Genomic DNA, 13,788 nt, shown 5'->3' with positions numbered 1-13,788 from the left:
CATTCAATAATGGGGAAACGGATCCCCCGGCCCGTCTACAGGCCGGGGAGTTAAGGTTGATTAACAGAGGATTACCACTGGTAACCTATGCCAACGGTGGCGCCAAGGTCGCCCTGGCTGTTAGTCGAGCCCGATAGCTTAGTGACCCATTTACCGTTATCGGAGATGGTTGATATACCCAGCGCAACGGCAGACTCACCTTGATAAGTACCGCCCGCAAGGCCGACCATGCTTGCACCTGGCTGATAAGGCTGTGGCAGCCCCGCCATCGCCATTGCCCCGGCAACGCCGGCGCTCAGCTTGTCTTTCTGGTCGTTCATCATGTTTTTCAGATCGTTGAACTTGTTGTTAGTGTACTGATAAGAGTTGCTCATCCCCTGTTTCAGCTGGCCCACGTTTACTGCGTCGGTGTTTTGCGTACCGGCCGCAACGTTGGTTATCTGACGTTCCCCGCCGGCGAACCCTACAGAGACGCTGTTATCACGATCGGTGACCGAGTTATTACCCAGCGATACCGAGTTGGTATGGGTGGCTTTCGATTTCGTACCAATCGCCACGCTGTTGTCCCCTGATGCCGTCGCACCGGCGCCGCCAGCCACTGCGTCTCTCCCCGTTGGCGTAGGCTTTGGCAGTTCGCTGGTGTTATTCACCTGGAACATGCCGTCCGTACCGTTAGAGATATTGGTCACGCGCTGATCGACCAGATCCAGCTGGTACTTGTTCACCGCATCGCTTGGATCAACGCCGTTCGCCACGTTGGTGATGGTCGTACCGCCGATATGGGTTGAGTTATCGTAGGTATCTCCTCCCATGGTCACCTTGTTGTAGTTCACTGAGCCGTCAACGTTGATGTCGTACTTAACGCTGCCTTTATCCACTTCGTTGATATTGACATTAATATTCTCAAGCGCCTGATTGGTGGCATAGAGCTGGGAACCGTTGATGGCATCCGTACTGTCGGCAGAAATGCGGCCCGCGGCAACGTTGGTGATCGTGCGCTCATCGCCCTCACTGCCGACGCTTACCGTACTGGTTGGCGCAGTACCTGCAAATGTGTACTTATCGCCTCTGATCGTGACCTCTGTCGTCGCAACGGCCGCTGAAGTAACCGAACCAGCCCCAAGAGCGACGTCACCGGCATTGTTAGCAACGGCGCCAGCCCCCATTGCCACGCTGTTATCACCAAGAGTTTGAGCGCCCTGACCCACAGCTACGCTGCTTGCGCCGATGGAGGCCGCATCGTCACCCATGGCGATTGAGCCGTTTCCGGTGGATCTGGCGTTAGGCCCTACCGCAATGGAATCTACGCCGATGGAAACGGAATCCGCTTTATCCGAATTCGCATGGAAGTACTTGATGCCGTTCTCGTAAATGTTGGTCGTTGCATCAGTGAGCTGCTGTACGTTAACCGCATCGCTTGGATCGACGCCGTAAGCCACGTTAGTGATACGGGTGCCGCCGGTCTTCGTGATGCTGTTATAGGTGTCGCCGCCTAGCGTAATGCTGTTGTAGTTCACCGAGCCATCAACGTTGGTGTCATACTTCACGGAACCCTTATCCAGATTATCGATAGCCTGATTAGTGGCATACAGCTGGGAACCGTTAATCGCATCCGTGCTGTCTTCTGTAATACGACCCGCGGCTACGTTGATGATGGTCCGTTCGTTACCACGGCTTCCTACAGAGACCGTACTCAGCGGATCGATACCGGCAAAGCGATAGTATTTACCGTTGATGGTCACGCCCGCGGTTCCTACGGCCGCTTCCGTTACGGAACCGGAACCTAGCGCCACGTCGTTAGCATTTAGCGCCTGAGCTTCACGGCCCAATGCAATCGCACTGTCACCGGTAGCCAAAGCGTTGTACCCTACGGCAGTGCTGCCTTGCCCCTGTGCCGAAGCGTCAGAGAGCGCCAACCCTGTGTCGTTAGTACGCACATAGCGAATGCCGCGACCGTTGATCTCGGTGTATTCCGTCGTCTGATCGCCCGCGAAGTTGTTAACGGTATCAATAATATTGGTAACGTTTTCATTGGTCTCGTTCAGCTGAGACATGTTTACCGCGTCGCTATCATCCACGCCTCGAGCCACGTTTTTGATGCGGGTACCGCCTGTTTTAGTGGTGCTGTTGTATGTATCACCACCCAGCGTAACGCTGTTGTAGTTGATAGTTCCATCAGGATTAACGTCATACTTCACCGCTCCCTGATCCAGACCATTAATAGCCTGATTGGTAGCATAAAGTTGTGAACCGTTAATCGCGTCGGTACTGTCAGCGCTCAAACGTCCTGCCGCTACGTTGGTAACCAGACGCTCATTGCCCAGAGAGCCTACGCTCACCTGACTGGTCGGGGTTGCGCCTGCAAAGTAATAATCCACGCCCTGTAGCGTCACGCCCGTCGTACCGGTGGTGGTCCCCGTTACGGAACCGGAGCCGAGCGCCACGTCACCGTCATTGAGCGACTGCGCGTCGCGACCCAGCGCCAGGCTGTTCTGCCCGGTTGCGCGCGCATCGTAGCCCACCGCCGTACTGCCCTGACCGTGGGCGAAAGCGTCCGACTCCGGCAGGCCGGTATCGTTGGTACGAACGTAGCGAATGCCGCGACCGTTGATTTCGGTATAGCTCTCGCTCTGATCGCCGGCGAAGTTGTTTACCGTCTCAGTAATGTTGGTGACGTTGTTGTTGGTCTCCGTCAGCTGAGAAAAGTTAACCGCATCGCTCGGCGCTACGCCGTCCGCCACGTTGGTGATGGTGGTGCCGCCCGTGTGGGTGCTGTTGTCGTAGGTGTTTCCACCCAAGGTGATACTGTTGTAATTCACCGAGCCATCAACATTGGTATCGTAATGAACGACGCCGGCATCCAGTGACTCAATGGCTGAATTAGTTGCAAACAGCTGTGAGCCATTCACGGCGTCAGTACTGCTGGATGAGATACGCCCCGCGGCAACGTTAGTGATGGTTCGTTCAGCATTTACGTCACCAACGCTGACCGTCGCAACGGGAGCGATGCCTGCAAAATTGAACAGCTCGCCGTTAATCATCGTGCTGGCGGTAGCTACCGCGGCCAGCGTTTTAGCGCCGGACCCCAAGGCTACAGAACCGTCATCCAAAGCTTGGGCGCCTTGTCCCAGCGCCAGACTGTTTGTTCCTATAGCCGCAGCATTTGCGCCAATCGCCGTCGCACGTTCACCTGACGCAGAAGAGTTCGCGCCAAAGGTTGAGCTTCCTAACCCTGATGCAATGGCGCCAGAGCCAAAGGCAGCAGAAAACTGGTCCAGCGCCTGAGCATTCTGGCCGACTGCGGTAGAAGCAAACTGCGTCGCTTGGCTGTTGGCACCAATCGCGGTAGTGAAATCGGATGAGGCAGTGCTTGCCTGACCGATAGCTACGGACGCAACATTGTTAGCCTGACTGTTCGCCCCCAGAGCCAGTGAGTAGTCACCTGTAGCCCTGCTTGACTGACCGATCGCAGTAGCGATATAGCCGGTAGCATTACTGTCCTGGCCCAGCGCCATGGTTTTTTCGCCGCTGGCGATACTGTTTGCGCCAATCGCCGTCGACTCAGCGCCTGCGGCATTTGCGGACAGGCCTATCGCCACGCCATCCTGACCTGATGATGTAGCGTTCACGCCCGCCGCCAGAGAATTAAGCCCCGTTGCGCCGTCGTTGTCATAGTTGCCGCCGACAGCGCCATTGTCATTGACGCTGTAGTAGTGGGTCTTCGCGCCGTCAACCACTTCGTTAAGCTGATCGACGTTGACCGCATCGCTGCCGTCCACGCCATAGGCCACGTTAGTGATGGTGGTGCCGCCCGTGTGGGTGCTGTTGTCGTAGGTGTTTCCACCCAAGGTGATGCTGTTGTAGTTCACCGTGCCGTCAACGTTAGTATTGTAATGAACGACGCCCGCATCCAGAGCTTCAATAGCTGAATTAGTGGCAAACAGCTGTGAGCCGTTGATAGCATCGGTGCTGTCAATGCTGATATGGCCCGCCGCCACGTTGGTAACTAGACGTTCACTGCCCGCCGAACCGACGCTCACCTGACTGGTCGGATTGGCGCCAGCGAAGGCGTAGTTATTGCCATTAATGGTCACGCCAGGAGTACCGGAAGTCAGACCCGTTATGGAACCGGCGCCCAATGCTACGTCATTGTCATAAGTCGCCTCGGCAAATTCACCCAGCGCCATTGAACGAGAGCCGATAGATTTACTGCGCGTACCGATGGAAATACCGCTTCCATTCATTGCCGTAGCGCGATCGCCCAGCGCAATGCTGCTGTCGCCTTCTGCGCTTGCAAACGGACCAATTGCCGTGCTTCCGGCTTTTTGAGCCTTCGCTCCGGAACCTATGGCTGTCGCATCAGTATCCGCCGCCAACGATTCCCAGCCAATCGCAACCGCGCCGGTACTGGTCGGGTTGCTCGTGCTGGCGTCAACGCCTAACGCAATGCTGTTGATTCCCTGTGAACTTGCGCCGTAGCCGGTAGCAATACTGGATTCGCCAATGGCTTTGACGTTGTGCCCTACGGCCAAAGACGCCTGTCCAAGCGATAGCGCGCCAACCCCTGCAGCCAGCGAGTTCATGCCCGTTGCGCCGTCGTTGTCATAGTTAACGCCGATATTGCCGAAATCGTTAACGCTGTAATAATGCGTGGAGGCGGCATCTAACCCGCTTTTTAACTGCGCCACGTTAACGGCGTCAGTATCCAGTGTACCTGCGGCAACACTGGTAATTTGGCGAGTGTAGTTATTCGCAACGTCGCCGACGCTGACCGCGCCTAGTGTGCTCTTCCAAGCTGAACCAGTATCGAGGCTGGCCGTTTTGGTTAACGGATCGTAACCGACAGCACCCGCAGACGTTGATGCGACAGAGCCTGCTCCCAACGCCACCGCATTAAGGGCGGTAGCGCTGGATGCCAATCCCCAGTTGCCGCCCAGCGCAAGCGCCCCCTGTGCAGAAGCAGTACTGTAAGAACCAATCGCCGTTGAATATGAGGCCTGCGATTTCGCACCATAACCCAGTGCGGAAGCGCCCGTATAGTTAGCTTGGGCCATATTACCCACCGCAGTCGCATTATCGGCATTCGCCTTTGCCACAGCACCTAACGCGGTTCCGTAATAACCACTTTCCGCTCCGGCGCCAACAGACACCGCGCTTTCAGCCGTAGCTTTAGTTGCCCGACCGACCGCAACCGCATAATTCCCCTTGGCGTTAGCAGTATCACCCATTGCAGTGGCTGAACTACCGCTAGCAGTGCTAAATGAACCTACCGCAACAGCGTTATCACTGGTGACAGAGGAGTTATTACCCAACGCCAAAGACTGATAGCCCGTTGTGGATGATTTGGCGCCGATAGCAATATTGTTGCCATTACTATTATTTACGGTTGCCTGACTGCCGATAGCAATACCATTGAAGTTTTGTGCTTTCGCACTGGATCCCATAGCAACGCTATCGCTTCCTGTTGACAGAGAACTTACGCCAACAGAAATAGATCCAGCGCCCGATGCTGTCGACATCGTGCCGATAGCCGTCGAGGCGGTACCGTTCGCTGTCGCCAACGTCCCCATGGCAAAGGCCTGCGTTTTGGTCGCAGAAGCGCTGGAACCCATTGCCAGCGCGTCTTGTGCTGAAGCCAGAGCCTTAAAGCCGAGTGCCAATGCGCCGGTTGACGCCGGATTCGCGGGGTCGCTTAACGCCTGAGCCTGTTGGCCAATGGCGATGCCGGTTCTTGACGTTACTGATGCAAGGTTACCCATAGCAACAGAACCTGACCCTGAGGCATTCGTTAGCGCGCCGATGGCGGTTGCCGCATCTCCCGATGCCGCTGCGCCGCTGCCCATAGCGAAAGCCTGTTTTTTGGTTGCCTTAGCAGAGGCACCCAACGCCATGGCGTCTTGAGCATTAGAAAATGCGCCCCAGCCAATGGCGATAGCCCCCGTAGAGGCAGCGTCGGCAGGATCGACTAATGCTTTCGAGGACTGGCCGATAGCGACGCCGCTACCAGACGTACTTTGTGCGTTAAGGCCCATCGCGACGGAGTTATTGCTCGTCGCCATGGCATTTTGCCCCATTGCCAACGAGGCTTCTCCGGCGGCTTGCGCACCGTTGCCATAAGCGGAAGCCGCCAAGCCGGAAGCGATAGCGTTAGTTCCCGTCGCGACTGAATCGACACCGGTAGCCTGAGCGCCTTTACCAATGGCAACGGCATCCTGTTGATTAGCCAACGCGTTAGCGCCGATTGCAATAGTATATTGCTCGCTGGCCGTCGCCGTTGGCCCAATGGCGGTCGCGTTACCCGTAGCCGCAGTTGCTTTTCCGCCGTTAACTGAGGTGTTACTTGCGACGTTGCTATCCAGCGTTGCACTGCTGACGCCAGTACCCGCAACCCAGGCTCGCGCATCTTCAATCGGAATCATTACCAAAACGGCGGCGCCGATAATCCCTGCGGCATAAGACGACAGCTGAAGGCTGCCGCTTTTGCCTTTACCTTTTGCTTTAGCAAATTCACTTACCGCAGTCCATATTCTTAAACTGGGATTCCAAACCAGCCGATAAATCTTATTCATATCTAACTCCCGCTGTTTCTAATGAAACGGCAATATCCTTATTTACTTTGATGGGTAAGCTTGTTTAACGCGATGCATTCCCGATCAATAAACGGTCGTTCAAGCGAAACGCTATTAAGCTTGCTTTGGTTGGCGTTAAACAGTGCTCTGGTCCTGTCGATATCCTGTTTAACGTGTTGTAAATAACCACCTACGAAGAAAGTTGCTTCTGTAAGCGCGTCTTTTTTTACTGCTTCTTCTACATTCCAATTTTCAATAGACTGAAATACGGAATCTTCAGAACCTTTACCGATATAAAGTTGAGCAATTTCCTGTTGATAAGGTAATTGCCACTTATAATTGACAGCTTGCTTTTTCAGGTTATGCGTTAATTCAGCCCGGGTGCCTTTCCACTGTTTCGCCGTTAGCCACAGTTGCCATAGTCTTGCGTAGTCTCTTTCCCGTGCATTAGCGGACGAACTCAGCATGCGAAACGCCTTCATTGCGTCATCATATTGACCAAGCGCCGCATAGTTGATAGCTGACGGAACCGCTGACACGGTGGCCATTTCACTAATCTTTAGGCGATCGTAAATGCTTCTAGCCTCCTTATTGCGACCGGATAGATCGTCGTTGATGGCGTCCAAAAACAGCTGTTGGTGCGTTGATCCCATCTCTTTTGAAATGGTAGGCTCGGCGCGCTCTTGCTCCGCTATAGCGGTATGCCCATGTATTACAAAAAATCCTGCAAACATCACATATGAGAAAAGCTTTTTTGCTAAAAAAACTTTTCGACAAGAAGAAAAATCTACTACGTCATGCATTTGAAAGTACCTGAACTTGCAAAAATAAAACAACGCAATGACTTCCAAGCTATTTTGTTAATTGTGACACGATGGAAATCACATTTTCCAAAATAACAAAATGAAAATCATCATCAGTTAATCTTTATAAGATTTATTCGCCAGCCTTATAATAAAGCGGTGTAATATCACTATATTTAATATGATAACCACGCCCCTTTGAGTACTGAATGAATCCCTCTGGCATACCTATAGAATTAATTTTTTTATTTAAATGAGTGAACACTTGCCATAGCCTTTGCGTGGAAGGACTTAGGTCGTTGTCCTCCCATATTTCTTTTAAAAGCACTTCTTTACTTACACCATGGAAACGTGCGTGGTTTAAGAGATAAAGAAAAAGGTTCATCATCGTGTCGTTAAAAAATAACGCACCGAAGAGCAAGTTTTTTTCTGAACCGCTGGTTGTCAATCTATAAAGGCATTTATTTTCTATATCTAAATGAAAATCTTTACCAATAAGATACCCATACAATTGATAATGCATAAACCTACATCCAAATAATTACTCAGGTTATAAATACATTCAAAAACCCTTTTCCAATTTTGCGTGATTATATGAGTGTTCACATTACATTCAACGCATTGGAAAACATGTTCTTGAAATCAATTCACACCGTTTTTTTAGATTTAAAACCCATTAAAGAGCATCGGAAAAGGCATAAAAACTAATGCGTACCAAAAAAATGATATTTGATACAACAAAGCGTTAGTTTTATAAACTCAACATAAAACAGCAAAATTCATTTTCACTTAAAAATTAAATAACAATATATTTAATCATCCTCATGTTTCATAAAGAAAATTACGTAAATTTTTTTGAAAAAATTCTTCCTATCCTTTGTACCGTAAACGTAAATGCGTTTATCAAGCACAGTTGTGAGAACAGTATGTTTTCTTGCCTCATGCTGGCGTTGAAAGATAGTAAGTAGAAAAGGGAAAATAGTGGACAAAAGTAATTTGAAGTAATCTAAAGAGTAGACTAACCTGTTGTAATAAAATAAAAATAGCAATACATAGCGTCGCACTTAAGAAAAACACGCCGTCTAACGCTATCCATTTGAATAGATTGGCTTTAGATTTCTTAAGAAATTTGTTTGGTTCACCGTTGATTGATGATCATTCATGCAACAAATTGATTTTATAGGCCATTCGGTAACCCTGTTATGAAAGTCCATTATGAGATCGAAAAGAAGGTAATCTTTGCTCCGGAAACGTGCACTATGTGGCCTACGGACGATCCCCTAGCTCGGATCACGCTTTATGCTACCGCCAGCCAGTGTTTCCTTCTGCTTTTACAAAATGCGGGTGACACACTAAGTCAAAAATTTCTTTTTGCCGAAGTCTGGGAGAAAAACGGTCTGTACGTTAACGCCAATACGCTCTATCAAAATATTGCCGTGCTTCGTAAGGCGCTTAAGTCGATAGGAATTAAAGAAGAAGTGATTAAAACAATTCCTCGACAAGGGCTGAAATTCGTTGGAAAGAGCACCCTTATTCAATATGAAGAGAAGATCGAGGCACTTATCGAGCGACAAGCACCATTACCAGACGTCGAACCTGATAAAGATAGAGTCTTGGCGCCACCGACGGTAAGAAGTAGCGACATGGAAGTAAAAAAAGCTTCTCAATTCATACCGTGGCGAAAAAAAGCGGTCTGGTTAATTCCAGTAACCACGATCGTACTGTCTCTCTTTCTGATTGTTTACTCGTTTATGATGAAGAACAATCAGACCGAACGTTTCTTCAACGAATATAGCTATATTGATGAGTTTGAAGGGTGCAAAATTTATTCAACCAATCAAAACCTCGGCATCAACCATACCTTTCTTTCTGCCCTCACCCGTTTAACCGGCTTGACCTGCTATAAGGGCGACAGCATATGGTTGACGCTTAATCATCAACTTCAAGTAAAATCAGCTATAAAATGCAGCAATGATATAAGTTCACCGGACGCTAAATGCAGCACATGGCTCCAACTTGGAGATAACCAATGAATAAAAAAGGCGTATTCGCACTCTGGGGCGTGGCAATCCTCATGTCAATCGGTGCAGCAGGGCTAACATTTATGAAAACATCCTCCGTCAGTGATTTTTCCTGTCAAGGAGAGGTTGTTGTCATTCCCATCGGACATAAAACTAAAATGGCGTCATCAATAAAATTTAACTTTACCGATGGCAATGGCCGCTATGATTCTAATGCCACCGTCACGCAGACGGGGGTACCTGACCAATCGTTCAGCAACACGATTTATTTCAAATACTGGCGCGAAGGCGATGAAACCGTCATGTTATCGGATAGCAACAATGCGCTTTCTGAAACCCTTAAACCGCTGTTGGATATTCCCGACTTTTTCTTGTATCGCGATCGGGGCATTGCGCTAAAAATTCTGAAAATAAACCGCAATAGCTTTATGTTTACTCACGACGACACGCCGATCTTCTACTGTAAGTCGAAAGATTAAAATAGAGCTATTATTCACTTGCCACAATATAAATCCCGCACTCAAAGCCGCCATTTCTCCCTTCGCGCGAACTTCCCGCCAGACCGCTGTTTATCGGGACTTTTGGAGATTCCCACTAAATTCATTTGCCATTTTCCTGATTATTTCGACATTTATCCATTTTCTTCCTGACACATTCCCCTTTATAATAGGCAAATTCGTTAGGTGAAAGGTTTCAGCAAAGTATCGGAGTCATGCCTTTTCGCCCTGATAGTCGCGGCCTGTCGCGAATTTCTGGCGAGATGGGCAATGTTTCGCAATACTAATAGAATTCCAGCCGAGAGTGCCGGCTTTCATCATCATCTTCTCTCACAACGTATTGGTAAAAGTGTCATCATGAAGAAAACTAAAATTGTATGTACCATTGGCCCGAAAACCGAATCAGAAGAAGTGCTGGGTAAACTCCTGAAAGCAGGAATGAACGTCATGCGCTTAAACTTCTCTCATGGCGATTACGAAGAACACGGCCAGCGCATCAAAAACATCCGCGCAGTACAAGAAAAAACCGGCCTGAAGGCCGCTATCCTGCTAGATACCAAAGGTCCGGAAATCCGTACCGTTAAGCTGGAAGGCGGAAACGACGTCTCTCTGGTTGCAGGTCAGACTTTCACCTTTACCACCGACCTCAGCGTCGTAGGCAACAAAGATCGCGTGGCGGTCACCTACAGCGGCTTTGCCGAAGACCTTAAGGTCGGTAATACCGTTCTGGTCGACGACGGCCTGATCGGTATGGAAGTTATCGAAATCAAAAAAGGCGAAGTGGTTTGTAAAGTACTGAACAACGGCGATCTGGGCGAGAACAAAGGCGTCAACCTGCCTAACGTGTCTATTCAACTTCCTGCCCTGTCCGAAAAGGACAAGAAGGATCTGGTTTTCGGCTGTGAGCAAAACGTTGACTTCGTTGCCGCTTCTTTTATTCGCAAGCGTTCCGACGTGTTAGACATTCGTGCGCACCTTAAGGCGCACGGCGGCGAACACATTCAGATCATTTCCAAAATCGAAAACCAGGAAGGCCTGAACAACTTTGATGAAATCCTGGAAGCTTCCGACGGCATCATGGTTGCCCGCGGCGACCTGGGCGTTGAGATCCCGGTTGAAGAAGTTATCTTCGCGCAAAAGATGATGATCGAGAAGTGCGTCAAGGCGCGTAAAGTGGTTATCACCGCGACCCAGATGCTGGACTCCATGATCAAGAACCCGCGCCCTACTCGCGCTGAAGCCGGCGACGTAGCGAACGCGATCCTGGACGGCACCGACGCCGTTATGCTTTCAGGCGAAAGCGCCAAGGGCAAGTACCCGCTGGAAGCCGTTACCATCATGGCGACCATTTGCGATCGCACCGACCGCGTAATGCCTTGCCGCGTAGACGCCCTGACGACGACCGGCAAGCTGCGTATTACCGAAGCCGTTTGTCGCGGCGCCGTTGAAACCTCTGAAAAGTTGGACGCAACGGTTATCGTAGTAGCCACCGAAGGCGGTAAATCTGCCAAGGCCGTGCGCAAGTACTTCCCGACCGCGCCGATTCTGGCTCTGACCACTAACGAAACGACCGCCCGCCAGCTGCTGCTGAGCAAAGGCGTAACGACTCAGATCGTCACTGAAATCACCTCTACCGACGACTTCTACCGCATTGGTAAAGAAGCCGCTCTGGCCAGCGGCCTGGCTAAGAAAGGCGACGTGATCGTAATGGTTTCTGGCGCGCTGGTTCCAAGTGGAACCACCAACACCACATCGGTTCATATCCTGTAATTTTTTCCAGAAGCACTTTCAAGCGCCGCACTGCGGCGCTTTTTTTATGTATTGATAAAATTTCTTAGGGTATTTTTCAAAGCGCGCCATTTTCACATTTGAGACGTGGGTAAACCTTTATACGATTCAGCTCAATGGCTGCGCCCACGCCGCTTTTCCCTAGGCTTTTGTTAACACTGAGTAAGCCCTTTTTTCACGGTGGAAAATATTTTGCTCATTCTTTAACCAATCGAGCTAAATACTTTGCAGTAAGTTAAAAATTTATTCTCATTCCAAAAAAGTTTGTGTAATACTTATAGGGCTACATGCAAAAAGTTAACTCAAATTGAGGGTGTAAATATGAACCGTACTAAAGTGGTACTGGGTGCAGTAATTTTAGGTGCTACTCTGTTAGCTGGCTGTGCAAAAAGCACTGACACTGCTACTAACAGCAAGCTGACTCAACTGATCAGCGATGTTGCTGCTTTACGTTCTGATGTACAAGTTGCTAAAGATGAAGCAGCTCGTGCTAACCAGCGTTTAGACAACATGACTCGCGGTTACAAGAAGTAATAACTTCTTTGTAAGGAAAATGGCGCACTTCAGTGCGCCATTTTTTTTACCCTCTGCCCTATACTCTCCCCGTTTTCATGCATAACTGAGCGTATTTCTTCTTTTATTTTCTCATTGAGTTCAAAAATCAAAATAGGCCATGAGGCCAACACGTTATTGCCAACGCTAAATAGTTGAACTCAGGTCGCGTACATAAACACCTTCGGTTCCATTCTTCAATGCCAGAGCGCTTAAAAACGCGATAGGTGCATTTTTAGATAGAACTTACATCTACAGCACCTTTTAATTTGCAACGCCTTAAACAGCGTTCTATGCGTAAAAAATAAAAAGCGCGGTAGCTCATAGTGAACGACCGCGCTTTTTCTGAACAACTTACGATAATTAGCGGTTTACCTGCAGCGGCAAACCAGAACGACGAGTAATTTCTGCGCTCATTTTCGCAGAGTCAGTACCGGCATCGTTCATAAACTCTGCAACGGCTCCGTGCAATTCGATAGGCATGGTTTGCGCATCGTCCTGCTCGGTGCGAGACAGCGGCTGGTGAACCTCGATATACCTTTTGCCGTCAGGCTCTACGGTAGCCTTCACCGGCTCGTTAACGATTTGAACGCGCGTGCCGACAGGTACGGTGTTAAACAGCGCTTCAATGTCGTTCGGACGCAGGCGAATACAGCCAGAGCTAACGCGCATGCCGATACCGAAATCGGCGTTAGTGCCGTGGATCAGATAGGTACCGCCGGCAGCGGCCAAACGCAGCGCAAACAGCCCCATCGGGTTATCCGGACCACCGGGCACCACGGCCGGCAGCGTAATTCCCTGAGCCGCATAGTGCTTACGGATATTAGCCGTTGGCGTCCAGGTTGGATTCGCTCTTTTCTCCGTAATCGCCGTGGTCATAACCGGCGTTTCACGCCCCAGTTGGCCAATGCCGATCGGATAAACGATAACGGTATTGCTGCCTTTAGGGTAGTAATACAGGCGAAGTTCAGACAGGTTAATAACGATGCCTTCACGAGGCGCATCCGGCAGGATCATCTGAAGCGGGAGGATCAGCTCTGAGCCTGGTTTAGGCAACAGCGGGTCAACGTTAGGGTTGGCTTCCAGCATGGCAATCAGGCCAATTTGATAATCCGCCGCGATGCGCTCCAGAGAACGCCCGTCGTTCGGAACAATCAGCACCCTATTCTCGCCGATTAAACGGCTGTTGCTTGGTGGCAACTGATATTCCATTGCCTGGGCGAAGGCCGCCTGTCCTATCAACACTAAGGCCACAATGGCTTTACATACTGCAAAAACACGGTTCATGCTTAATTCCTAACCTTCTGCTATTAATCGGTCTCTTTGGCTGGTTCTCAAACACGGGCTTAGTAAATAACCGCCGGAGATTACTATTATGTCGCAAAACAGAGCCTTCACCTAGTTCAAGCGCACAAGAACGCCTTGAGAAATGGTAAGATTTCTTATCATACCCATGATTTATAAGTAAAAACAGCTCGTCAATTATTTGCTATAAAAGACTCTATCTCTGTGATAACAATAATGATGTATTCAAAGCCGCTGAGATGGACTAAGATAA

At 49.9% G+C, this 13,788-nt stretch carries 7 protein-coding genes and 1 pseudogene; 4 read left to right on the top strand and 4 right to left on the bottom strand.

The genetic code is table 11. From position 1 onward, the window contains the following. Positions 1-71: 71 nt before the first annotated feature. The 3 genes from V8L73_RS09395 to V8L73_RS09385 all read right to left on the bottom strand — a co-directional run bounded on the left by V8L73_RS09395 (position 72) and on the right by V8L73_RS09385 (position 7,895). Positions 72-6,569, bottom strand: coding sequence for a YadA-like family protein (locus V8L73_RS09395; RefSeq protein WP_347254699.1), 6,498 nt, complete (start codon positions 6,567-6,569; stop codon positions 72-74). A gap of 38 nt (positions 6,570-6,607) precedes the next feature. After that, positions 6,608-7,372, bottom strand: a complete 765-nt coding sequence (locus V8L73_RS09390; protein WP_347254698.1) for a hypothetical protein — start codon at positions 7,370-7,372, stop codon at positions 6,608-6,610. Between the two features lie 133 nt (positions 7,373-7,505). Beyond that, the gene (locus V8L73_RS09385; protein WP_036023096.1) at positions 7,506-7,895 is read right to left on the bottom strand and encodes a winged helix-turn-helix domain-containing protein; all 390 of its coding nucleotides are present in this window, start codon (positions 7,893-7,895) and stop codon (positions 7,506-7,508) included. A 736-nt stretch (positions 7,896-8,631) separates the two neighbouring features. On the opposite strand from V8L73_RS09385, the gene V8L73_RS09380 reads away from it, so the two are divergent. The 4 genes from V8L73_RS09380 (at position 8,632) to V8L73_RS09365 (ending at position 12,212) form a co-directional block, all read left to right on the top strand. Next, complete coding sequence (locus V8L73_RS09380) at positions 8,632-9,405, top strand: transcriptional regulator (protein ID WP_347254697.1); 774 nt, start codon at positions 8,632-8,634, stop codon at positions 9,403-9,405. Further along, positions 9,402-9,872 (top strand): hypothetical protein, encoded by a 471-nt coding sequence (locus V8L73_RS09375; RefSeq protein WP_027273217.1) that lies wholly within the window; start codon positions 9,402-9,404, stop codon positions 9,870-9,872. The genes V8L73_RS09380 and V8L73_RS09375 overlap by 4 nt, the downstream gene beginning before the upstream one ends. A 375-nt stretch (positions 9,873-10,247) precedes the next feature. Continuing rightward, on the top strand, positions 10,248-11,660 hold the full coding sequence (gene pykF, locus V8L73_RS09370) for a pyruvate kinase PykF (RefSeq protein ID WP_347254696.1): 1,413 nt from the start codon (positions 10,248-10,250) through the stop codon (positions 11,658-11,660). A 339-nt stretch (positions 11,661-11,999) separates the two neighbouring features. After that, entirely contained in the window at positions 12,000-12,212 is a 213-nt protein-coding gene (locus tag V8L73_RS09365; RefSeq protein ID WP_036023098.1) for an LPP leucine zipper domain-containing protein, read from the top strand. A gap of 399 nt (positions 12,213-12,611) precedes the next feature. Here the strand turns inward: V8L73_RS09365 and V8L73_RS09360 are convergent. Further along, positions 12,612-13,442: pseudogene (locus tag V8L73_RS09360) on the bottom strand (L,D-transpeptidase family protein); the annotation flags it as partial. Between the last annotated feature and the right edge of the window lie 346 nt (positions 13,443-13,788).

The sequence above is a fragment of the Leminorella grimontii genome (assembly GCF_039789245.1).
Lineage (GTDB): Bacteria > Pseudomonadota > Gammaproteobacteria > Enterobacterales > Enterobacteriaceae > Leminorella > Leminorella grimontii.
The sequence above is the reverse complement of the archived record's forward strand: the minus strand, read 5'-3'. Positions and strand labels throughout refer to the sequence as shown.

Excerpts from the sequence above, each read along its gene's own strand:
- V8L73_RS09385 (WP_036023096.1), bottom strand. The coding sequence starts at position 7,895 with ATGCATTATCAATTGTATGGGTATCTTATTGGTAAAGATTTTCATTTA.
- V8L73_RS09380 (WP_347254697.1), top strand. The coding sequence starts at position 8,632 with ATGTGGCCTACGGACGATCCCCTAGCTCGGATCACGCTTTATGCTACC.
- pykF (WP_347254696.1), top strand. The coding sequence starts at position 10,248 with ATGAAGAAAACTAAAATTGTATGTACCATTGGCCCGAAAACCGAATCA.
- V8L73_RS09390 (WP_347254698.1), bottom strand. The coding sequence starts at position 7,372 with ATGCATGACGTAGTAGATTTTTCTTCTTGTCGAAAAGTTTTTTTAGCA.
- V8L73_RS09365 (WP_036023098.1), top strand. The coding sequence starts at position 12,000 with ATGAACCGTACTAAAGTGGTACTGGGTGCAGTAATTTTAGGTGCTACT.
- V8L73_RS09375 (WP_027273217.1), top strand. The coding sequence starts at position 9,402 with ATGAATAAAAAAGGCGTATTCGCACTCTGGGGCGTGGCAATCCTCATG.
- V8L73_RS09395 (WP_347254699.1), bottom strand. The coding sequence starts at position 6,569 with ATGAATAAGATTTATCGGCTGGTTTGGAATCCCAGTTTAAGAATATGG.